The organism is Haloferax marisrubri (assembly GCF_001469875.2).
GTDB classification, from domain to species: Archaea; Halobacteriota; Halobacteria; order Halobacteriales; family Haloferacaceae; genus Haloferax; species Haloferax marisrubri.
Genome location: NZ_LOPW02000018.1, coordinates 204,972 through 225,533 on the forward strand (window position 1 = coordinate 204,972; position 20,562 = coordinate 225,533).

The following is a 20,562-nucleotide window of genomic DNA, read 5'->3' on the forward strand; positions in this document are numbered from 1 at the left end:
GCCGTCGTAGACGGGCGAGCAATTGCTCGGGAGATTTTATCGTGGCGCGAGAGGCGCGCAGCCACAACTGAGATGCAACAATGACGAAAGAAACTACCACATTCGTGACACAGGAAAAACTCCCACCAGAACTCGTCGAACGAGACCAGTGGGTATGCTGGCGAAGCGAGAAACGAGACGGGAAGCAAACGAAGATTCCAGTGGTCCCTGGCGAGGGTTCGTTTGCATCGTCGACGGACCCAGACACATGGTCAGATTTCGAAACAGCACTCGACTTCGTGACCAACAGGAACGCAGATGGAATCGGCTTCGTGTTCACCGAAGACGACCCAATCGTCGGCGTCGACTTGGACGATTGCCGAGACCCAGAGACGGGCGACGTCGACGACGATGCACAGGACATCATCGACCGACTCGACTCCTATACAGAGGTCTCACCCTCGGGAACGGGGTACCACGTGCTCATCAAAGGAGAACTCCCCGACGGACGGAACCGACGTGGACATATCGAACTGTACGACACAGCACGATTCTTCACCGTCACCGGCGATCGCGTCAGCGACACGTCCGGACACGTCAAACGCCGACAGGACGCGCTCGAAGCGATCCATCGTGAATACGTCCAACTACACTCAGAGAACAAAGACCCCGAACGTGACGAACATACGAGCGTCAGGGACGACGCGAAAACCACACCCACAATCGACCTCGAAGACGACGAGTTACTGAAGAAAGCGAAGAACGCTTCGAACGGCCCAAAGTTCGAACGCCTGTGGAATGGGAACAGTGCTGGCTACGACAGCAACTCGGAAGCAGACATGGCGCTGTGTTGTCTGCTGGCCTTCTGGACTGGCGGAGACACAAAACAGATGGACACGTTGTTCCGACAATCGGGACTTCTTCGAGCGAAATGGGACGAGGTGCATTACGCCGATGGGTCGACATACGGTGAGAAGACCATTGAGCGAGCGATTCAGGCGACGTCGGAGTACTACGACCCCAGTCCAAGAAACGAATCGACGCAATCGAAGCTAGAAACGGAGCCTGTGACCGCCGACCTGGATATTGACGAGCCAAATCGTCAGAACGCCTATCTTGTCGAGAAGAACCAATTGTTGTCTACCCGTGTGAGCGAGCTTGAGGCGACGATTAAACAGAAAGACGAGCGTATCGCAGAACTCGAAAGCCAGCTTGAGGACCTCGTTGCCGACCCTTCGGGCCAGAGCGACGAGGACGATCGTGGACAAGGACAACGAACCGGTGGCACCGAAGACAACTCAGACAACACGTCGCTACTCAGCCGAACGAGACGGTTGTTCAGCGGAAACTCCGAGTAGCATCTGATAGCTGTCTCTGTTTTGTAGCCCCGTCAGGGGTGACGGGGCAACTTGTGTGCCCTGAAGACAACGTATGCATTCTGAGCAACAGCAACACACCGGTAGCAACGAGAGACCACTGAACAATTCGAATCAACCCAAGTCCCCGTGGTCAAACCTCCGACTGACTATCCCAAACGACCGCCACCACACTTCGATTGTCGCGTTCGTTGAGTGTGTTCTCGTCGAACTCACTCACGAGGATGTCGGTGCGGAGTACGTCTCATCGAACGTGTGGGGAACAAAACGAACCCAATTTATCGCAGCTGATGACGTTGCAGAGACGTTCTACAAACGTCATTACGACGAGCGTCTCGGGTGGCATGAGACGACAGTCAGCCGGGAATCCGTACGCAACGAATTAATCGATCGACTTTCGCAGACGGATTCGCTCGCGACCGACCGTAGTCACAGCGTTCCTGTTGAGTCGACCGACGTGTTCAGTGTGAAGCCGGTGCGACAACTCTACAATCGGCAATCTTAACGAACGGATGGCAACATCATCTCGGCGGCCTCGATTCAACACAAACCGGACACCAGCAGACGCCAGTATTATAACCAGTGGACGATTTTGTTATAATAGACAGGAGGCACGTTCCATGAGCGATAAAACAGCAGACCTGTGGAAGCAAGCGATGGAATCAGAGAGCGATGCCTCCGAAATTCAAGCCCAGTTGGCAGAGCTCAATCAAGAGTTGAACTGGGATCGCGAAAATCTTCGTGAAGATATCTCGACTGACCGAACGCAAGTTCGCGCAGACGACTAACGACTGGGATGTTTCTTGTTCTAGACAGCAACGTTTGGATATATGCAGCTACAGCAGACGAATTTCCAGTCGAGATTTACTCTGACATATTAGGTGAACGTCTGAGCTTTTTTGAAGGGTTTCTGTCGGGGACGTACGAAACGGCCATTACACCATACATGCTTCTGGAAATCAAACACGGACTCTACCGTTCCCAACGTGTATCCGGAACTGATGTCGACCGTGTACTCGAGAAGCTTTTCGAACTCATTTGGACGTGTGATTCGATCAGAGCCGACTTTCCTGCAGAGGCAGTCCGTGAAACAACACTTGAGGATGTACGTGGTGGGTCGACAGTCCGACTGTTGAGTCATCTACTTGGTATTCAAAAGAAGGACGTTCCGATCTTCCTCCTCGCATACGAATACCGTTATGAGCGTCCTCATATCCTCACTGATGACAGTGACTTTGCAGCACTCAGTCCTGCTGAATTTGATCTGCCTGCGATTTCACTGGAAGACGTCAACCTCACCTGGTGAGCGCCCCGACTGGTTTTGAATCAGAACTCTTAGAGCTGTTTGGCATCCAATGGGGCGATAGAACCCGAGTCAGCTACTGATCGGTCGCTGCATCTGTGTTCAAGTTGCGACTAGAAAGACGGACTCGAAGTTCCTGGCCATGCTCAAGGTCTACAGAGGGGTCGTCCAGCCGAAGTAGAATCGTCCCATCACCTGCGTCAACAACCTGTGCGGTGAGTTCCCGACTAGTGACTGCCGACTCGATACTCTCAAGACGTTCCTCAATCGCTGCGAGTGACTGTTCGACAGTCTGTGTTTCAGTTGTTTCAGTGTCTTTGGGTGACCGGGACTCGGAGCTCGTTTCCGCTGGCATCGGGGACGTCTCATCAGCTTTCGTCTCGGAAGCACCGTTTGACAGCCGTGGTCCCGGTCGTGGTGGGATTTGTGTGCGGAGCTGTTCGAGGTCTAACCCTTCGGCGGCGAGGTCGACGTCGTTACAACGGGCCGTCGTGGGCAACGAGTATTCGAGTTCAGTCGAGCCGTTAGTGAGTACCGACCCATTGGTAGTGGCTGTTGCCCGTACCCGACGAGTTGTCTGGTCTGTCACCCACGGTGGTGGTGTCCAGCCAGCGTCGTCCAATAGCGTATAGCAGTCAGTATCGTCGGTGGCCCACACGAAACTGTCGTACTTGTCCTTGTACTGGGTTGCAGCGGAACCTTGTTGATGCGTGATAATTGTCTGGATGGGCGCAAATGCGTCGACAACGGCGTCGATGGTGTCTGTTGTAGGGTGGTTGCTGAGCGTGAAGTGGTGCGTCGTGCAGGTGGCACTCGACAGTGGGTCGCTCGGGCCGCTCGTAAGTTGGACAAGCGTTGCACCGGGGTCATCGCGAATCGACTCGAAGAGTCGCTTTGAGCTGCCACCGACTGGGACTTCTGGGCCGGCAATCGTGACACCACCCGCTGTGAGAACGTCGGTCGGAGAACTAAATTCTGGAGTCGTAGTAACGTTCGGGACTGTGTATTCGAGACGATCATAGAGCTTTGCTGCGTGTCCAACGAGAGTGATTGGAAGCGGGTCGTCCCACCGGTCTGTGAGGTGCCCGAGGAGATAGGCGGTCTGTACCCCAGTCAGACCACTCGCAGTAGTGAGAACAGTTGACCCAGCACGCGCTCGTTCGAGAACCGTCCCAATCGCGTCGGTCAGTGTTGGTTCGAACTCGTCGTTCGTTGCCGCCGTCAGGACGAGTGTGTCGACTTCGACGGAGAGGTCAAGGTCGAATCCAGGGTAACCAGCTGCCCGTCGCGTCGTGAAATCGCCAGTGACGAGAATCGTTCGTCGCACGTCGTCGTCGGTGACTTCGAAGAGGAAGCCTGTCGCACCTGGAGTGTGACCTGCCGGAATGGGGTGGACACGAAGTCCCGGCGCAATCTGTGTCCACGAGGTGATCGGTTCGAGGCGATTGAGGACTTCTTCGGTCTGTGTAAAACCGTGGTGTTCACGGCCCGTTTCGAGGACGTCTTCGAGAATTCGAGCAGTACCGTCCCCAGTGTATATCGGGGGTCCATGACCGAGATTCGTCCCCAGAGACTGGTAGTGGTCAAGATGTGCGTGCGTCAAACAAATTGCGGTGAGATACTCCCCGGCGTCTTCGTCGAGGAGCGTGGTCGTATCGACATCTGCTCCAGCATCAACGAGCACACAGACGGTCTGGTCGGAGAGGAGTCCGTCGAACCGGAGGATGAGCGACTCACGACCGGAATGTGGATTCGCATGCTGAAACTGGATGTGCATTAATGTCCAGTCCTACAAAGGGACGGCCCATATATCATTCCACAATTGACGGAAGAAAAGAACCATACGAAGACAGAGACAGTTGGCGTGGCGCGACTGCGATCATGAGTTCAACATCCCGAAAGCCCCCGGACGCTCGACGACCGCGACTCGCTGCGCGCCTCGTCCCTGCGGTGCTTGCGTCGTCGGGGCACGCCGAGCGTCCGGCCCCTTTCGATCCCACCCGTGATCTGTTGTGGAGTCGACGATGCACGTCGGTAGTCCAGTGTGGTACGAACGGCACGCCCCGCTCGCCGCCCTGTACCCTCCGTGCTCACGACTCGCGCTGCTCGCTGTTCGCGACGAGCCGCTCCTGGTAGTCGCGTCTCGCTTCACTCGCACCTTCCCGGTGCGCCAGCACCAAGCACGCTGTCGGTCACGACGCCCTCGTAGACTCGGTCGTCGGACGCGAAACCGGCTTGTGTGCTGGCCGCTCGCTCCGGGCACGTCAAGGCGCGCGGTGCTGGATGTCATCCCATCGTCGAGCGCACGCCTTCCGCGCCCGCAGGGCGCGGTGAAGGCGCGAAAGGCGTGCGCAGAATGAGTTGGTCTGTTGTGAGAGAGCCGCGGCTGGAGAGTCGTGGTGTCAGAAAAAGACGCTGAGTAGGCGCCTTCAGAGAACTCCAATGAGTACTAAGAAGCAAATCGGTAATGAAGTTTCGCACTCCGAACACCCCCGAGCAGTCGTCGACGACGTGGTTGATGAGACGCCTGAACTCCACCCAACGGTTGAACTCGAAATCCAAGCCAAAGTTGACCTGAACAATCCGGAAGCGGTTGGACGGGGTCTGACCCTCGCTGAAGAAGAGCGGATGGAAGCGCGTGAGTGGGAGATTGAACAGACGAAAACTCGGTGGGACCGGAGACAGACGTCGAACCGGGAGGAGCGGACGGCGACTGTGGCAGAACAGATGAGCATCGAAGCAACGAGGGAGTTCAAGAAGCGTGCCGGATGTGTGAATCGGTGGGCCGACCCCGATGAGGCAGACCCGCGTGAGCAACTGACGGTGGAACAGTTAGGTGAAGTGAACCGGGAGGCAGCGCGGTTACAGACGAAACTCAATGGATGGTCGCGGTCGGCGATTAGCCGAAGATTGGCCGAAGAGGTCGCAGAAGGAAAGTCGATGATGAGTGCGGTTGTGGGTGTGTTCGAAGAGTTACAACGTGCGCCTGGACGGGTGATTCCGATTGCGGCGGTCAGTGAGGTGAGTCGTCGAGAGGTGTCTATCTCTGGAACGGTGACCCAGCTCTGGGAGTCGTCGAATTCGGCGATTCAGCAGGTGGGACTCATCGAGGACGAGACGGGGAGAACAAAGTTCACTGTCTGGACGAAATCGGACCAATCGGTTGTGAGAGAAGGCGAGCGTGTGACGATGCGGAACGTCGCGAAAAGTTGGTACGGTGGGCGTGTTTCAGTGGCTGCGACGGGATGGTCGGAGATATCGTTCCCAGAGCGGGAGGCGTGGTGGGCTGAGTAGGCGACACAGGCGACTGTTTTCTTTTTTGTGACTCCACTCTCCCGGCCCCTCCTCCCCACCCACCGCTCCGTGCTCGCGCCGGCGACGTCGTCGCCGCCGACGCTGTGCGCGCAGCCACAACCATTTCGATACAGTTCTGGCTAAACTAACACGGAACCAAACCGCAGTTTTCGCATCGTATTCCCACAGAAGACATTTACCGAGGAAGAAACCCACCAACAGTAATGAGTCGTGGCGCCCTCCTGATTGCTCTCCTCTTCATCAGTAGCGCTCTCCTCGCAGGTGTCGGACCGACGGTTGCGAGTCCACAGCCAGACCCAGTCTGTGGCGCATGTGGGTCTTCCTTCGAGGATGTTGCCGAGGAGCACGGACTTGAAGCGAATGTCACGCACAGTACTGCAGCGATTCAGGTCCACCCGAATGGGTCTGCGACGTGGGTTGTGACGAACCGCGTCAATGAGTCTGCTGCAACCCGACTCACACAGGACCCTGCGTTGCTGAATCGAGTAGCCCGTTCAGCAGCAACCGACGGATGGGGTGTTCCACACGTCTACGAGGAAGGTGACGTGACCTTTCAGTCAGCATCAATCGATAATCAGACTGTCCGTATCCAGTTCCAAGACCCTGATGCAGGCACGCGTCACGCCGGTGTCCTTGTCGTGGATTATCTCCATTCGGAGGGCGTCCGTGGTGGTTGGATATTCAATGCTGACCGGTTCTCAATTGCTGGCCCATCTGGCAGTGTCGTCGTAAATGACCCGAGAGCGACTATCGAAGACGAGTACACCTCTTCAGATGTTCTTCCTGAAGTATCGAACGGGGAGGTGACTTGGGAAGGAGCCTCGACGAATGAATACGGATCTGCATTCTACGATGATGTGTATATTGCCTATGGTGAACCGGGGACGGGTTCGGTTCGTGTAGATGCAGCTCTCTCTATCGCAACTGCCCCCATCTGGCTCGATAATGTGAAAATATTCGTCTTGCCTGCACTTGTTGTGTATGGGCTGATGCTTGGTGGTGTCACTGCAGGCGTACGGTGGGGTGCATATTCATCGTCGAGCGCCCGTAGCATTGCCAAAACCATCGCCGGAGTTGGTCTTGTTGGCGTTCTCGCGGCTACCGCTTCAGCGATTGTGAATGAGCCGTCCTCGTTCGCCGGCCTTGCAGTAATTTTCCTCGTGATTGGTGGGGCTGCCGTGGTTTCTCCACGGTCATTTCGGTCTCTTCGAGTTGCACTCGCTGTGGCTGTGGTCAGTGTCCTTGCAGTCGGTGTAACTCTGTTAGGACTTGGTCTGGTTTCCCGACCGCTGGGGGATGTTGCACCCACTGTCCTTCGTGGAATGGTGTTCCATCTGCCATTGTCGGTTGCGCCAGTGTTCGGTCTCGCAGTCGCCCGAGCCGAGACGAACGACAACCCTCGGTTGACGGTGCTTGCGTTTGTCGGTGCACTCGTTTCACTTGCGCTCGCTGGAATGGTGTTCGTCCCATTCGACTCCCGACCGTGGGGACTTGCTCTCATTTTCACCGTCGGTGGGGCGATACTGGCTGGTCTCCTCGGACTCCCACTCGCTATTCTCGGGGGCGCGTCAGTGGGCGAGTAGTAACTAGAACCTCACCTTCGCTCGGTTCATTTGAGTTTTCTCGGGGTTCAAGGTGTTCAACAGCTCATTGTGGCTTTGTTGGACTGCTCAGTTTCTGATAGTTGTCTGAGGCCGTGCTGAGCTCACAGCACAAGTCGGTCGGACGTATCAACAATGATTCTTGAGACCCTTATGCTTCAGCACCGCTTTTTCGCCGTATCGATGACCGACACGGAACCCACCTCTCACGGCTACACCCCGATAACTACGATGCGAACGGTGAGGCAGACGAGGTGTACCAGCGGTGTCCTGTCCGAAGGTACACGACACAGCGTGGTATCTGATGAGTGAAGAGAGCAAGTGGGAGTTGTACGAAGAGCTTCCCCACCTGGAGCAGCGACGCCCACTCTGGGAGACGCTGGATGATGAGCTTGCTCCTGAACGCGTGTTGTATCCCGGCTCCTACGTCGATATCTCGCCGAGTTTTATCTTTCGAGATGTCACCTACGTCGACATGGATCAACGCTGTCCCGCGTTCTTCGCGGACGGAGCGGTGCAACAGCGTGTCCCATATTCGTTTCAGTTCATCCACGGCGACTACCGCGAACCACTAGAGGTAGCCCCTGTGGATCTGCTGCTCTCGCAGTATGCAGGTCCGATTTCGCACTACTGCAAGCAGTATGTGCGGCTGGGTGGCTATCTGCTGGTGAATAACAGCCATGCAGACGCAGGTGTGGCGGCTCTGGATCCGGACTGGGAACTCGTGGGCGTGGTACGTGGCTCACGTCTCAGCCGAGATGTCGACGGGTATTTCGAACCCAAGCCCGGTCGCGTCGCGAACCGAGCGGATATGATCGAATCGATGAAACCGATCGGATATACGAAGACAGCGTCCAACTACCTATTTCGACTCAAATCGGCAGGTAACGTCCGCAACGAATAAAATTCGGTTGCTGACTGCATCCTCTGTCTGTTGCACGCTGCTTCTGATAGCGTTCGGTGAGGTTTCTGTGGCCGTGCTGAATACAGAGCGCAAGTCGGTCACACACGAGCTGGTACGGATACTCACTTAGGCCATGACTGAGTAACGGCATATAATGAAACGGCGGTCCGTTATCATCGCTGCTGCTGGGATTGTTCCTCTCTCTGGGTGTTCACTCTCTGCGTCTGAGAGTGGCAACATCCAAATTGCTAATCAGACCGGGGAGGAAGTGTGGAAGGAGATATCTATCCAGAGCGGGGGAGGGTTATTCTCGGACCCACAAACCGTCTATCAGACGCGAACGAGACAACCGCCGACAACCTCCTACCGTTCGACGCTCACCGATGTCGTTCCTCCCGGGGAATACAAAGTAACAGTCACGTTCGAATCAGTCGAGACGGAGAAACAGAGCGGCCCTCGTACCACTCCATGGAATCCTACAGGCGAGAAGAGTGAGTCCCTCATAATCAGTTTGGGGCCTGACTTCGGTGTGGAGTTCTTCACACAGTAGACAAGGTTTGTCCCTGCAATTGCAGCACGATAGACTCACCCTCTGAGTGTTGCACGCCACTTTTGACAGTACTTTGAGAAGTCTCTGTGGGCGTGCTGAATACAGCGCGCGAGTTCAGCGTGGCATACTTATCAATTTCTGGTCAATTCCAACATTTAAGAAATTCTAAAGAAGGCAACGTCAAAGATAATCGGTTGGATTTGACTACTCAGCCCACAAGATACTTGTCTGCTAATCAACTTGATTCAGATAATAAATGAAGCAACGAGAGTATGTTACAGTCGTTTCTCCGGTCTCAAGACTAAGTGCATTATGAAAAAGCAGTATCTCCTGCTGGTCGTTATACTCCTTACATTAATATCCGGATGCGTAGGCATAGCAAACCAGACTGATCAAAACGACACCACCATCGAAACTACAAGTACAGAAACACCAATAAAAACACATACTGAACAAAGTCCAACAACTACGACAGATAAATCTACTACTGGGCAACCAACTGCCATGAGCGCAACTCAAAATGGTGGTTTCATCCGGGCTGAAGCTGTAAATGCAACCCCAGAGAACACAACAGTATCAAATCTGAGCGAGATCGAGGATACGAGTGGTATAGTCACTCTGGCAGTGGAAACCGCCTCTGATGAAGGCTATTTTTATGAATCTCTCGACCAAGCTCGTCTTGATCAGGTAGCTGCTGATTTAGAGGACGTTCCAGAGTCTAAGGAAGACGCACCCCCAGCCAGATACGTCAGTTATCAAAATCAGACGGTTAAAATCACTATCCTTCAGTATGAGTGAGGCTCAACAAGGATGGCTCTGTTGAGACCCACATCGCTGACAGTTCGTTGAGACCCTGCTGAACTCATCCTCTGTCTGTGTCACGCCACTCCTGACAGCAACTGGGGATTTCAGCAGATTCGATGAATGCTAACTCGGCAGAGTACCTGCTGATTTCACTTTCTTAGCGCCTCGATGGGCGAGGCGCTCTCATCAGGGCGCTTCGAAAAACCATGTCTGAACCCCTACTAGCAAGACTCGACCCAACGAAGCGCGTCCTGAAACGAGCCCAATACGAGGCATTCGAATTCTCATTATTCGACGGTGATGTCCTTGTCCGGAATGCAAGCCACGCTAATCCCGAAAATCACGAATACAACGTACAAATCGTCGACGGCGTACCTGAAGCGTGTGAGTGCCCAGCGGACAAGAAGTACGCTGGCCCGTGCAAACACCGTGTCGCAGTTGCGATTCGACGTCCGGTCCTCGATGCTGTCGAGCAAATGCAGATGGTCGCAGATGGCGGTGTGATCACTAACGAACAACCGGGAACCGGGGTGGAGGACGACGCGACTCCTGATGACTGCGATTGCGAGATGTTGGATGACGACTTCCCTTGCTGGGCGTGTGTAGACAGTGGCAGACGCGAACTTCCCAACTGACCGGACGCAGAATCAACCTGTGGCAGTTGATAAGAACTCTTTTACTAATCAAATACTACTGACACTTGCCGTTATCAGGGGCACACCATTGGTACGGTCAACACCTCGTGTTGACCTGCCATTCTCGTTTCGGACCTCGACAGTCCGTCTCGGTCACAGAAGAGACGAGTGACTTCCTTGCTCTGTCCTGTGAGCCCCGGAAGAACTGAGGAGAGGAGATAGTTGTGGGGCTCGCCGTTCAGGTCGACAGCCCCGGGGGCAGGGGATTGGGGCTGTCTTTGGCACGCGATTGGCTGGTTTCTGTCCGTTGGGAGTTTGCCGCACCGTAGGACCAGACAGACAATCCTACGGACACTAGGCATAGACGCCGTCAATCGTATCCATTCGGTTGGTGTCAATATGCGCGCCGTTCACACGTTGCTGAGGTACCTGTCCAAATTCCCTGTCTGAGTCTTCGATGTCCGTGAGTTGTTTTTGCCCCCGTGGGGTGCGGGGCGCACAAAGAGTGCCTCGCTGATGACCAATGGCAACGAGAAATATCTACGAGAGCGGCTTCGACGAAGATGTACCGGCTAACACGAACAACGCCTGCTCAGATTGCGGCGGTTGCGTGAGAACAAACACGCTTGAAACGCTCTGCGAGGAGTGCGGACTCGTCATCGACGAGTATCAAATCGACCACGGGCCAGAGTGGCGATTCACTGAGAGAGACGAGGAGAGTCAACGGAGAACTGGCGCTCCCCTGACGCCGACCCGGCACGACCGTGGGCTCTCATCCGAAATTGGCTACAAACGAGACGCCAGTGGTCGTACGCTCTCCGGGAAGAAACGACAGCAGGTTGCCCGGATGCGTCGTGAACAGTCCCGTGGACGATTCCAGTCGAAAGCAGAGCGAAACCTTGCACTTGGATTGGGCGAAGTACGCCGGATTGCAGGCGCGCTCGGATTCTCCGAGTCAATTCGTGACCAAGCGTGTCGACTCTTTCGCAGTGCCCAGAACGAAGATCTCCTTCGTGGCAGGTCCGTCGAGGCAATTGCAGCCGCGAGTATCTATGGAGTTTGTCGATGCAACGGGCTTCTGCGAACACTCCAGGAGGTTGCTGAATTGGCGCGTGTGGAGAACCAGAGGGTCGTGAACGCGTACAAGACGCTGAATGCGGAACTTGGACTGCCAACACAGCCTGTTCGTCCTCGTGATTTCATCCCGCGACTCGCATCCGAACTTGCTGTCCCTGATCCGGTTCGACAGCAGGCGCTGGATTTGGCTGAGGCGTCGGAGGCATTGGGTGTCACGACGGGCCTCAAGCCGTCGGGATTTGCCGGTGCGTGCCTGTATCGTGCGTCTCTGAGTGAAGCGTTCCAACTCACGCAAGTCGAAGTTGCGCAAGTGGCGGATGTCTCTGTCCCAACAATCAGGTCTCATTCAAATTCGATTCAGGAAGTGTACCAACGACACCCGTGAATCAACCCAAGAATTGGATTGAGAACTTGTTTCAGCGTTTCTCATACCGTGTCTACTCAACGGGCATGTCGCATCTGTTAGTTTTGTATGCGCCGGCGATGGGTGCCGGCGCAGTTGAGTCGTGAGACAGTTGGAGAGCGACTCAGAGCGCCAGCGAGGTACCAAAAATGCACCAGATAATCTACGCACTCGTAGAGGCATCGACGACAGACGAAGCACTCGCAGTGGGGCGAAGTGTCTTCGACCGGCTCGTGGGAACTTCGCCCGAATACGGGGCTGTTTTCGACTACTATGTGACGTTCGATGACGATTCGACGAGCGTCGGTGGGAAAGCACGCTGGGGAGAACTACCCACCGCGGAACCAATCGATTCAGACAGTGGCCAAGAGTTGCTTGAACGTGGCTGGGAGGCGACGAAACAAGAGTTCGAACGGAACCTTGAGCGAGTCCGAGAAGGCATTCAGGATCTCAACACCGAGGCAATCATGCGTGACAAGGAGTTGATTCGACACGCTTGCTACAACCTCGGGGCGTACCGGGGGCCGTCGCTCTTCTTGTACAATGAGTTCGCTGAGGGGATTCGCCATCGCGACCAGCTCGGTCGTGTCCTTGAGTCCGACGAGCAGATGTGGATTGTACCGGCGGACGTCCACTACTAAACTAAGAATCGCCCGACAGAACAGGCACTACGCCCTTAACCAACAAAGCGCAGCCACCGCCGCATTTGTTGGTTAAGTAGATGGCGGACCTACTGGCTCGGTGAGTTCCGAGTGAATTTTTTCACCCCCAGAGGGGTGCGGGGGACAGAGAACCCTCGCAGTAGACCAATGACTGACGACAACCCAACAGCGACGGAATCGAATCGAGAGGAAGCAACCCAGACGGAATACGTCGAGCGCAGTGACGTCGGCGTTTCACTGACGGTGAAACTGAAGCGTGGAACGGCGACGAGAGACCAGGACGAGCTGACGGCCAAAGTCAAAGCACAAACGCTTGCAGAGGCCCGCGAGGATATGGACACGCTGCGGGCGTATCTGCACGCCCTCGCCGAGGACGTTCGGCAGATTCAGCCCGACGACGAGACAGAATAGGGCGCTCAGAGAGCTGGTTTTCGGGCAAGATAGCTGGAGGTAAAACTCGATGCAGAACGACTCAGCCGAATCAACAACACCTACCGGTCTGACACCGGAGCAGCGTCTTGAAGTACCGACCACCCACCTCATCGACGCAGCTATCGTGACCATCCACGACATGGCGACGCTTTGAGCCTATGTCACCTACGAGAACGCGAATCAACAGCGCGTTCGGATTCTCCGGCGGCTCGAACACCAAGCATAGGAGATTCGGACACAGGAAGAATGAATCGTATCGGTGAGAGACAAACAGATATCTCAGGCCTTCGCGCTATCATCAACTGGTTCTGTATCAGTGATCGCAACTGGGAGTTCGATATTGATATCATCGTACCACACCGTCGGCTTCTTCGAGCGACCAACCTGCTCGAACTCGACTAGTCCGAGTGTTTCGAGCTCCGAGAGGTTGTCGTGAACCTGCCGGACGTCCCGACCGACGAGTCGTGCAGCTTCACGAATACTCTGTGGCTCTTCACGAGCAATGGTTTGCAGGAGCTGGACGTTTCTTGCTGACAGCAATCGTTGAAGATCTTCCTCCCGCTGGAGGACGACCTCATAGAGTGGCTCCGGTTCATCGCCCGCTTCAAGGGCTGCGAGCTGTGCTTCAACCGCATCGAATGCATTGTCAGGTGTGCCGACCCGAACGGTCAGCGTCCGGCGGTCGTTCGGTCCATCATTGGTTGGTTCAGTCTTGCTCATATTCGTTCACCTCGCGTCGAAATCGCTGCAGGACCTCGACGTAACTGCCGGGATACTCGTAGTCGCCGTCGATGTCCTCGCCAACGTGACGTTCGTGGCCTTTCGTCTCCGGATGGGCGTTGTCGTAGCGGAGAATCGTGTCTCCTGCCTTATTCCCGTAGTGCATGCTGTACTTGATTCCCTCGGGGTAGGCTTCTGACTCGGGAACGGACCACACCGAGATATGCGCGAAGCGATCCGATTCCGGGTAGTCGATTGTTTGATCGATGATTCGTTTCGCGCCATTCCCAGCCATCTAATGTTGTTATACACCACATCAGCATAAATGTTGTTGTCAAGAACAACAGTGCCTCAATATCAACGAAAATCAGCAAACGCTCGCCGGCACCGAGGCGGCCGCAGGCCGTTTGTCCGAGAATTATCCAACAGAGTGGAGTCGATTCAATTTTTGTTGGTTAACCGCTCCGCAGCAGTGTTTTTTTGCCCCTGAAAGGTGCGGGGCGGCAGAGTCCCGCAGGTGACTCCCTGTGTCCATTCACGACTTCTCCGGCGCAACCAACGACAGCGCGATAGACGCCTACACCGACGCCCGACAGGCCGAGTATGTGGCATTTCTGCACCGCGTTCCATTCGCCATCGACGCGTTGAACCTCGGTTTTCTCACGGGCTTTCGAGAGGACTGCAGCTACCAACAACAGCAGTTCCTCAATCTCAAGCTGCCAGTTGGCATGCTCGATAACGACTTCAGAAACCCAAATCTCGACCGTTACACGGAGCGAGTCCTCGAACACGGACCAGACGTCGGCATCATTGGCGATGCCTACGACCGTGCCGAAGCCCGGACCTACGTTCGGGCAGTTCGAGACCTCCAAAAGCGCGTTCCCGAGACGGAGTTCGTTATCGTCCCGAAATGCAAAGCGGCGCTTGAGGAGATTCCAGACGATATCGTCGTCGGCTACTCACGTGGCTATGCGGACATTCTGGCACATGACTTCTCAGATCCGGTGGATTGGCGAGGCCGTCGAGTCCACATCCTCGGAGGTAGCCCACCAAAGCAACTCACCGTCATCGACCAGTTGACGCAGCCGACGTTGACAGGCGACCCACCGGCCGACATCGTCGGCCTCGATTGGAACGGACTCCATCGTGGTGCACAGTTCGGCGAGTTCTGGACTGATAACGGGTGGGACGACAGCGGTCGCGACGCCGACCACATGACGGTTCGAGCAACGGTCCGGCATGGACTTGGACACGTGCGCTCGTTTTGGGAGAATCAGGGTGTCTGGCCGGAGGGACCAACCGAGTACACTGGCCGAACGCAATATCAGCCCCCAACACCGGCTGACCTTCACTCCTCCACCTGTGTTGAGTGTGAGGACGACGTCTGGAGGGGATCACGTGGCCCCTTCGTCGCGGAGTACGATACTGGGGACGTTTGTGGGTACTGCTGCTACGGGTGCTACTTCGCTCACCGCACCCGGAACCACCTCGAGGAAGTTATGGGCGAAGCCAGTGTCTATTTCCCGCCTACGTCGAGCTAGCCCGTTCATAGGCACCTCCTGTGGTTGTACGGAGGGCCTAGTCATCACGGACTGGTTCCATTCGCTTGGGAGAGTTTTTTGCCCCCAGAGGGGTGCGGGGCATTCCAAATTGGGATGCTCGCGAGAAAATTCATGGCGACGAGTGACTACGCAGCGGTGTCGTTCGACGACTCTGACACCCGACGTGACGAGATGCACAGCACGATTACTGAGTGGGTTGACAACCTCGTAGAAGCCGTCGACGACGCTCAGACAAGCGAGGAGTTCCAAGCATGGTTAGACGTCCAACGGCAGTTCCACGACTACTCGTACCGCAACACGCTCTTGATCAAACAGCAGTGTCCTGAGGCAACGAGAGTCGCGGGCTATCGGACGTGGCAGAACGAATTCGACCGTCACGTCAAGGGAGGCGAAAGCGCGATTTGGATTTGGGCTCCAATCATCGCTAGACAGTGTCCTGAATGTGAGAACTCCCCGAGCTACCACGAAAATACAGACTGTGATTACGACGAGACCCCGCCCGAAGAGTGGTCGAGGGGCTTGGTTGGCTTCCGACCAGCTCCAGTCTTCGACATCTCGCAGACAGAAGGTGAGGACCTCCCGAGTCTCGATACGAGTGCGGAGGGTGACGCAGAAACACTTCTTCCAGCCGTGTTGGACGCTGCTGAGGATGTCGGTGTCGAGGTAGAAGTCGTCTCAACTGGAGAGTGGAGCTACGGTGATGCGAAAGGTGTGTGTCGTGAATCACCAGACGGCGACTCCCCCATTATCGAATTGCTCTGTCGGGGCAATGATGCAGCAATGGCGTCGACGTTAGTCCACGAGTACGCGCATGCACTTCTCCACATCGGCGTTGACGACGACACCGAACGGTCGAAACGTGAGGTCGAAGCAGAGGCAGTAGCATACGTCGTTGGGAGGCAGTTCGGTCTCGACATGGATGGTTCGGCGTTTTACCTTGCCACCTGGGAGCGCGATGATGCAGACGTGATTCGTGAGCGTCTCAAGCGAATTAGCCGAACGAGTCAAACGCTCATTGAGCATATCGAGAAAAGAACTGTGATTAACCAACGTCATTGAGATATGCCGACGTTTGTTGGTTAAGAACGACGTTGGATCAGAGGTTTTCTGAAATAGCGTCGGCTGCCGTACTCAGGTCCGTCTTGAGTCACATAGTGTGGCGACACACTAGGCTTTTCAACGAGCGGTGCTAGTGGTCATTCATGAGCAGTGAACCGGTAGACGCTGAAAGCAAGGTGTCTGGAAACCAAGCGAATATCCCAGCCCGAATTCGTCGAGAACTGGGGATTGACGATGGAGATCAACTCCGCTGGCATCTCGAAGAAGACGGAAGTATCCGAGTCCAGGTTGTCCAACAACGGAGTGGAACGTTTGCGGATTTCGATGGGTATGACGGTGAAGAAGAAACAGATGCCACCACGGACCATGACGCGTGGGGCGTCGAGACAGAGTAGATGCCACGAGCACTAATCGACACGAGCGTCTTGTTTGCTGCTGCGTACCGTCGAGACGGGATGCACACTGAGGCACGACCCATTCTCCAGGGCATCGATGATGCGTCGCTCCCAGAGGCAGTCGTTCTTGATTACGTTCTCGCGGAGACACTCAATGGACTGACGACACATGCCGGACACGACGCCGCAGTAGACTTCTTAGATCGACTTGAGGAGAACGCACGATTCCACATTGAGTCTGTGAACTCCGATGCATTTGCGACCGCAAAAGCACTCTTCAGACGTCATCAACAACTCTCGTTCGTCGACGCGTGTATCGTTGCGTATATGCAGACCAGAGGCTTAGGGTATCTCTATGCGTTTGATGACGATTTTGATGCTATAGACGATGTCTACCGGCTCGATACGGCAACAGACCCGTACTCTCCGAACTAACCACTTTGGGCCCTGGTGAAACCTCCTGTTGCTGATAGTTTGTTGCAGTCGTGCTGAATAGAGCGCGCGAGTCGGTCGCTGGTCAGACGTCATCTGGATGCAAGCCTGTTCGCCAGACTCAGTGCGTGGGTCTTGCAGGACGCTCAGCGCAAAGATTAGTCGTTTTGATACCAACCCTTCCTACAGAGAACAGGGAGAATCGCTGTATAGTCCTGTTCAGGGAACTCCATCGTCACTTCCATCGTTCGGGGGGTGGCCTTGACGAGAGCATCGAACGAAACAGCCGGTGATGAGAGGAGTGTTCCCTCCCGTGAGTAGTGGTGCATATGAGAGACGATCGGGCCGATTTCTCTATCTCGGTTGAACTCGGATTCAACCGGTTTCTCACCTGATGTCTCCGTCAGTTCGTCCAGTTCGATTATCCCCGCCCCGACACTAACACCAGTCTTGAGTAACGATTGTTCTTGGAGCGTTGTTTTAACGTACCTTGAAGCATGCTCGGTCGCTCTAAGCGTTCCCCACTCACCGAACGGAATAGTGTCTGAACCGGAGTCGTACTGAACCCGAACTTCGTCCTCGGTTTCTAAATACTCGTATTCCCGTTCTGGCTGTGCGGATAGTTCGACAGGGGAGGCACCGCCGAGGCGATTGATAGGTTCAACCTTCGGGGTTCCAGTTTCGGTTGTCGTTGTCGAGGGGCGCGGTGTCTGAGAGGTTTCCACAGTGGTCTCGGTCTGTTGAGATACCGGTTCTGAATCCGATATGCACCCGCCAAGTGCGAGTGTGAGGGCACTTCCTGTGATGGAAAGGAGGGAACGCCGATTCATACGAATGAACAAATGTCGCTCAATAAATTCTTTCTGTCGACCAAACCGCCCCGTTCTACTTGCTGTCTCGGTCTGTTGGCGCATTCACCAACTCAAAAGCAAACTAAACGAGATTGCTGTGCTGCATACACCCTCTGAGTGTTTCACGCCACTTCTGACAATGGTTGGGTAGGTCTCTGAGGCCGTGCTGAACTCAGGGCGCAAGTGGGTCACGCATTTAGATTGGAGGTTAGCCTTCTGTTGTCTGGAACTTTCCATACGCGAACTCTAAAGCGAACATGACCACACCCATCGTGACTGCCTGAACGAGATAGAACTCTTGGCCCAGTAGTAAACCGACTATGAGAACGCCGATAGCCGTCGACGCTCCCAAGAGTGCAGCATACCGAACGCGGGAGAGGTCTCTGGCCCAGTCATCAACTCGGTTGTAAAATTTTTTGACAGGAACCACACTCCGACTGTATGTGTCTGGTCGTGAAATAGGCTACGAGAGTATCCAGTTGAGACCGCCCGGTGGTAAACCCACCCTCTGTCTGTGTCACGCCAATCCTGTCTGAGGTTGGGGGTTTCAACAATCCAGATTCGGCTAAATGGACCTCATATGCTCGTCGATTTCCCCATTTGGTTGTCCTCAGAGAAACTCTTGATTCGCACAATCGCTTAAGTAGTCGTATTTAAAATACAATATAATGTCCCACGAAGCACGCCTCGAGTCCCTCGAGATTCAAAACGTGGTCGCATCGAGTGCAGTTGGCCAGGAATTGGATTTAGAATCGCTCTCGAACGACGTCGCCGGAGCGGAGTTCAACCCGGATAACTTCCCTGGACTCGTCTATCGGACCCAAGACCCGAGAGCAGCGAATCTGATCTTCCGGTCTGGCAAAATCGTGTGCACTGGTGCGAGTAGCGTCGACGGGGTCAACCGTGCATTAGACCAAGTCTTCGAAGAACTCGGAAGCCTTGGCATTCCAATCGATGACCGAGAAGAGGCCACTGTACAGAACATCGTTTCGAGTGCAGACCTCGGAACGAATCTCAACCTGAACGCGCTCGCGATCGGTCTGGGCCTGGAGAATGTCGAATACGAGCCTGAGCAATTCCCCGGTCTCGTCTATCGGATCGACGAGCCCAACGTGGTGATTTTGTTGTTCGGATCGGGGAAGATAGTCATCACGGGTGCGAAGAAGGTGGACTATGCACGGGAGGCGATTCAGGTCGTCAGCGACGAGATTGAATCGCTTGGATTACTCGGCTGAGCACCGGAAAGTTATCTCCGGAAACAGTGGGGTGTGTAGTCCAAATATCAGCGGTTATTCTGAGATATGCTACTGGTTCAGTGGAATGCTGAACTCAGGAACTGTGACGTGAAGATTGGACTGCCCGTGATGCGATTATCCCCCACAGATTTTAAATGTATGTTTTGCGATTGCTTACACAAATAACTAGATTTATGATAGTAAACTGGATCTATCCAAACTGGTCGAAAAACTTGTGTCTAAATGCGATAGACAACCGTTAATTCGAGTACTAGCGGCTTTTGATGTGAACAGAACTTGTGTACCTGTCGTATATATCCTTCTAAGATTGAATAAGTTCATTTGTTAGATTTAAACAGCAATTTTGGAATATAATGAAAATGTTGAGTTAAAAACCACAAATACAGTTGTTAATGCGGCCATATGTCGATTATTGAATTTGACTCTTATCGTTGGATAGTTCCTATAGTTATTAATAACTTTTCTATACTATATAATTGTCATATTGTCGAGGCAGAAACCGAGATGGGATATGAACTTACGCCGGCGAGTACCGCGGGTAAGAACTCGTACTCACTCTATGTTAGTTCGTCCGAATGATGTTGTTACCTATGGATCTAAATAGTGAATCTGGAATCGAAATACTCTCCAATACACTCAGAGCTGAACCGAAGGTATGGTCAATAACAGGTGAGGTGTACCTCGAAAGGGGGTTCGAAGTAATAGACTCTCGTACTACCAATCAAATTATATGAGAGAGAACCAACCGAAATGTATGGACCCATCACGGACAGAGGATACTGTCTGTTCACTTGATGACGCTCGAATAATCGGTGCAGATCCGTATTTAGAAACCTACCTTGACCATCCTGAGGACGTTGCTGTCGCAGCCGATGGAACGCTCTATGCAGGTGGAGAAGACGGCCAAATATACCACATTAATCCGGATACGAACGAAGTTGTCCAGATTGCATCGACTGGGGGGTTCACGCTGTGTCTGACACTGGGGCCAGAAGAGGAGACTCTCTACGTGTGTGATTTCCAGAAACATGCGATATTCAAACTGCTGTTAGACGACCACAGACCTGTGGGCGAACTGAAAGTCGTCACGCAAGGTTCGAAGGCCGAACCCCCAATTCAACCGAACTACTGTACGCTCGACTCGGACGGTCGTCTCTACTATACAGATTCTGGTGATCGAACAGCGCCCATGCATTCCACGGGAGGTAGCCTTCGAGTAGTTAACACCGGTGGGGAGGATAAGATT

At 54.4% G+C, this 20,562-nt stretch carries 22 protein-coding genes and 1 pseudogene; 18 read left to right on the forward strand and 5 right to left on the reverse strand.

Going from position 1 to position 20,562, the window contains the following annotated elements:
* The first annotated feature begins 80 nt into the window (after positions 1 to 80).
* From AUR65_RS15815 to AUR65_RS19575, 3 genes are all read left to right on the forward strand, one after another.
* Positions 81 to 1,337, forward strand: coding sequence for a phage NrS-1 polymerase family protein (locus tag AUR65_RS15815; protein ID WP_058567797.1), 1,257 nt, complete (start codon positions 81 to 83; stop codon positions 1,335 to 1,337).
* Between the two features lie 638 nt (positions 1,338 to 1,975).
* Entirely contained in the window at positions 1,976 to 2,143 is a 168-nt protein-coding gene (locus AUR65_RS19770) for a hypothetical protein (protein ID WP_158250847.1), read from the forward strand.
* A gap of 8 nt (positions 2,144 to 2,151) precedes the next feature.
* Positions 2,152 to 2,661: a hypothetical protein gene (locus AUR65_RS19575; protein ID WP_146047429.1), complete on the forward strand. Its 510-nt coding sequence runs from the start codon at positions 2,152 to 2,154 to the stop codon at positions 2,659 to 2,661.
* A 73-nt stretch (positions 2,662 to 2,734) separates the two neighbouring features.
* Here the strand turns inward: AUR65_RS19575 and AUR65_RS15825 are convergent, their stop codons facing one another.
* Positions 2,735 to 4,435, reverse strand: a complete 1,701-nt coding sequence (locus AUR65_RS15825) for an MBL fold metallo-hydrolase (RefSeq protein WP_084816476.1) — start codon at positions 4,433 to 4,435, stop codon at positions 2,735 to 2,737.
* Between the two features lie 665 nt (positions 4,436 to 5,100).
* Here AUR65_RS15825 and AUR65_RS15835 point away from each other — a divergent pair.
* The 9 genes and pseudogenes from AUR65_RS15835 to AUR65_RS15875 all read left to right on the forward strand — a co-directional run bounded on the left by AUR65_RS15835 (position 5,101) and on the right by AUR65_RS15875 (position 13,267).
* Complete coding sequence (locus AUR65_RS15835) at positions 5,101 to 5,952, forward strand: hypothetical protein (RefSeq protein ID WP_058567799.1); 852 nt, start codon at positions 5,101 to 5,103, stop codon at positions 5,950 to 5,952.
* A 224-nt stretch (positions 5,953 to 6,176) separates the two neighbouring features.
* On the forward strand, positions 6,177 to 7,556 hold the full coding sequence (locus AUR65_RS19580) for a hypothetical protein (RefSeq protein ID WP_146047430.1): 1,380 nt from the start codon (positions 6,177 to 6,179) through the stop codon (positions 7,554 to 7,556).
* 322 nt (positions 7,557 to 7,878) lie between these two features.
* A complete protein-coding gene (locus AUR65_RS15850; protein WP_058567801.1) occupies positions 7,879 to 8,478 on the forward strand; it encodes a hypothetical protein in 600 nt (199 codons plus the stop codon).
* 862 nt (positions 8,479 to 9,340) lie between these two features.
* Entirely contained in the window at positions 9,341 to 9,826 is a 486-nt protein-coding gene (locus AUR65_RS19585; RefSeq protein WP_146047431.1) for a hypothetical protein, read from the forward strand.
* 212 nt (positions 9,827 to 10,038) lie between these two features.
* Complete coding sequence (locus tag AUR65_RS15855; RefSeq protein ID WP_084816477.1) at positions 10,039 to 10,467, forward strand: SWIM zinc finger family protein; 429 nt, start codon at positions 10,039 to 10,041, stop codon at positions 10,465 to 10,467.
* A gap of 523 nt (positions 10,468 to 10,990) precedes the next feature.
* Complete coding sequence (locus tag AUR65_RS15860; protein WP_084816478.1) at positions 10,991 to 11,929, forward strand: transcription initiation factor IIB; 939 nt, start codon at positions 10,991 to 10,993, stop codon at positions 11,927 to 11,929.
* Between the two features lie 167 nt (positions 11,930 to 12,096).
* Positions 12,097 to 12,588, forward strand: a complete 492-nt coding sequence (locus AUR65_RS15865; RefSeq protein ID WP_058567804.1) for a hypothetical protein — start codon at positions 12,097 to 12,099, stop codon at positions 12,586 to 12,588.
* Between the two features lie 168 nt (positions 12,589 to 12,756).
* Positions 12,757 to 13,020: a DUF7389 domain-containing protein gene (locus AUR65_RS15870; RefSeq protein WP_058567805.1), complete on the forward strand. Its 264-nt coding sequence runs from the start codon at positions 12,757 to 12,759 to the stop codon at positions 13,018 to 13,020.
* 49 nt (positions 13,021 to 13,069) lie between these two features.
* A pseudogene (locus tag AUR65_RS15875) lies at positions 13,070 to 13,267 on the forward strand (hypothetical protein).
* Positions 13,268 to 13,320: 53 nt separating this feature from the next.
* Here the strand turns inward: AUR65_RS15875 and AUR65_RS15880 are convergent.
* Both AUR65_RS15880 and AUR65_RS15885 read right to left on the reverse strand, forming a co-directional pair.
* A complete protein-coding gene (locus tag AUR65_RS15880; RefSeq protein WP_058567806.1) occupies positions 13,321 to 13,761 on the reverse strand; it encodes an HVO_A0114 family putative DNA-binding protein in 441 nt (146 codons plus the stop codon).
* The gene (locus AUR65_RS15885; RefSeq protein ID WP_058567807.1) at positions 13,748 to 14,056 is read right to left on the reverse strand and encodes a toxin-antitoxin system TumE family protein; all 309 of its coding nucleotides are present in this window, start codon (positions 14,054 to 14,056) and stop codon (positions 13,748 to 13,750) included. The genes AUR65_RS15880 and AUR65_RS15885 overlap by 14 nt, the downstream gene beginning before the upstream one ends.
* A gap of 232 nt (positions 14,057 to 14,288) precedes the next feature.
* Here AUR65_RS15885 and AUR65_RS15890 point away from each other — a divergent pair, with 232 nt between their 5' ends.
* The 4 genes from AUR65_RS15890 (at position 14,289) to AUR65_RS15905 (ending at position 17,212) form a co-directional block, all read left to right on the forward strand.
* A complete protein-coding gene (locus AUR65_RS15890) occupies positions 14,289 to 15,302 on the forward strand; it encodes a DUF6610 family protein (RefSeq protein ID WP_058567808.1) in 1,014 nt (337 codons plus the stop codon).
* A gap of 132 nt (positions 15,303 to 15,434) precedes the next feature.
* Positions 15,435 to 16,382, forward strand: a complete 948-nt coding sequence (locus AUR65_RS15895; protein WP_058567822.1) for an ArdC-like ssDNA-binding domain-containing protein — start codon at positions 15,435 to 15,437, stop codon at positions 16,380 to 16,382.
* A 143-nt stretch (positions 16,383 to 16,525) separates the two neighbouring features.
* Positions 16,526 to 16,777: an AbrB/MazE/SpoVT family DNA-binding domain-containing protein gene (locus AUR65_RS15900; RefSeq protein ID WP_008322270.1), complete on the forward strand. Its 252-nt coding sequence runs from the start codon at positions 16,526 to 16,528 to the stop codon at positions 16,775 to 16,777.
* A complete protein-coding gene (locus AUR65_RS15905) occupies positions 16,778 to 17,212 on the forward strand; it encodes a type II toxin-antitoxin system VapC family toxin (protein WP_058567810.1) in 435 nt (144 codons plus the stop codon).
* Between the two features lie 155 nt (positions 17,213 to 17,367).
* On the opposite strand, the gene AUR65_RS19590 is transcribed toward AUR65_RS15905, so the two are convergent.
* On the reverse strand, positions 17,368 to 18,039 hold the full coding sequence (locus AUR65_RS19590; RefSeq protein ID WP_146047432.1) for a hypothetical protein: 672 nt from the start codon (positions 18,037 to 18,039) through the stop codon (positions 17,368 to 17,370).
* 229 nt (positions 18,040 to 18,268) lie between these two features.
* On the reverse strand, positions 18,269 to 18,490 hold the full coding sequence (locus AUR65_RS15910) for a hypothetical protein (protein ID WP_058567811.1): 222 nt from the start codon (positions 18,488 to 18,490) through the stop codon (positions 18,269 to 18,271).
* A 238-nt stretch (positions 18,491 to 18,728) separates the two neighbouring features.
* Here AUR65_RS15910 and AUR65_RS15915 point away from each other — a divergent pair, with 238 nt between their 5' ends.
* Together AUR65_RS15915 and AUR65_RS19775 are read left to right on the forward strand one after the other, a co-directional pair.
* A complete protein-coding gene (locus AUR65_RS15915; protein WP_058567812.1) occupies positions 18,729 to 19,295 on the forward strand; it encodes a TATA-box-binding protein in 567 nt (188 codons plus the stop codon).
* A gap of 775 nt (positions 19,296 to 20,070) precedes the next feature.
* Positions 20,071 to 20,562, forward strand: a 492-nt coding sequence (locus tag AUR65_RS19775) for an SMP-30/gluconolactonase/LRE family protein (protein WP_199180624.1), incomplete at its 3' end; no start/stop codon positions are given.

What these genes read in the sequence shown, in the direction of transcription:
- AUR65_RS15865 (WP_058567804.1), top strand. Translation starts at nt 12,097, where the DNA reads ATGCACCAGATAATCTACGCACTCGTAGAGGCATCGACGACAGACGAA.
- AUR65_RS15885 (WP_058567807.1), bottom strand. Translation starts at nt 14,056, where the DNA reads ATGGCTGGGAATGGCGCGAAACGAATCATCGATCAAACAATCGACTAC.
- AUR65_RS15815 (WP_058567797.1), top strand. Translation starts at nt 81, where the DNA reads ATGACGAAAGAAACTACCACATTCGTGACACAGGAAAAACTCCCACCA.
- AUR65_RS15900 (WP_008322270.1), top strand. Translation starts at nt 16,526, where the DNA reads ATGAGCAGTGAACCGGTAGACGCTGAAAGCAAGGTGTCTGGAAACCAA.
- AUR65_RS19575 (WP_146047429.1), top strand. Translation starts at nt 2,152, where the DNA reads ATGTTTCTTGTTCTAGACAGCAACGTTTGGATATATGCAGCTACAGCA.
- AUR65_RS15850 (WP_058567801.1), top strand. Translation starts at nt 7,879, where the DNA reads ATGAGTGAAGAGAGCAAGTGGGAGTTGTACGAAGAGCTTCCCCACCTG.
- AUR65_RS19770 (WP_158250847.1), top strand. Translation starts at nt 1,976, where the DNA reads ATGAGCGATAAAACAGCAGACCTGTGGAAGCAAGCGATGGAATCAGAG.
- AUR65_RS15870 (WP_058567805.1), top strand. Translation starts at nt 12,757, where the DNA reads ATGACTGACGACAACCCAACAGCGACGGAATCGAATCGAGAGGAAGCA.
- AUR65_RS15895 (WP_058567822.1), top strand. Translation starts at nt 15,435, where the DNA reads ATGGCGACGAGTGACTACGCAGCGGTGTCGTTCGACGACTCTGACACC.
- AUR65_RS19580 (WP_146047430.1), top strand. Translation starts at nt 6,177, where the DNA reads ATGAGTCGTGGCGCCCTCCTGATTGCTCTCCTCTTCATCAGTAGCGCT.
- AUR65_RS15825 (WP_084816476.1), bottom strand. Translation starts at nt 4,435, where the DNA reads ATGCACATCCAGTTTCAGCATGCGAATCCACATTCCGGTCGTGAGTCG.
- AUR65_RS15855 (WP_084816477.1), top strand. Translation starts at nt 10,039, where the DNA reads ATGTCTGAACCCCTACTAGCAAGACTCGACCCAACGAAGCGCGTCCTG.
- AUR65_RS15915 (WP_058567812.1), top strand. Translation starts at nt 18,729, where the DNA reads ATGTCCCACGAAGCACGCCTCGAGTCCCTCGAGATTCAAAACGTGGTC.
- AUR65_RS15860 (WP_084816478.1), top strand. Translation starts at nt 10,991, where the DNA reads ATGGCAACGAGAAATATCTACGAGAGCGGCTTCGACGAAGATGTACCG.
- AUR65_RS19585 (WP_146047431.1), top strand. Translation starts at nt 9,341, where the DNA reads ATGAAAAAGCAGTATCTCCTGCTGGTCGTTATACTCCTTACATTAATA.
- AUR65_RS15835 (WP_058567799.1), top strand. Translation starts at nt 5,101, where the DNA reads ATGAGTACTAAGAAGCAAATCGGTAATGAAGTTTCGCACTCCGAACAC.
- AUR65_RS15880 (WP_058567806.1), bottom strand. Translation starts at nt 13,761, where the DNA reads ATGAGCAAGACTGAACCAACCAATGATGGACCGAACGACCGCCGGACG.
- AUR65_RS19590 (WP_146047432.1), bottom strand. Translation starts at nt 18,039, where the DNA reads ATGAATCGGCGTTCCCTCCTTTCCATCACAGGAAGTGCCCTCACACTC.
- AUR65_RS15905 (WP_058567810.1), top strand. Translation starts at nt 16,778, where the DNA reads ATGCCACGAGCACTAATCGACACGAGCGTCTTGTTTGCTGCTGCGTAC.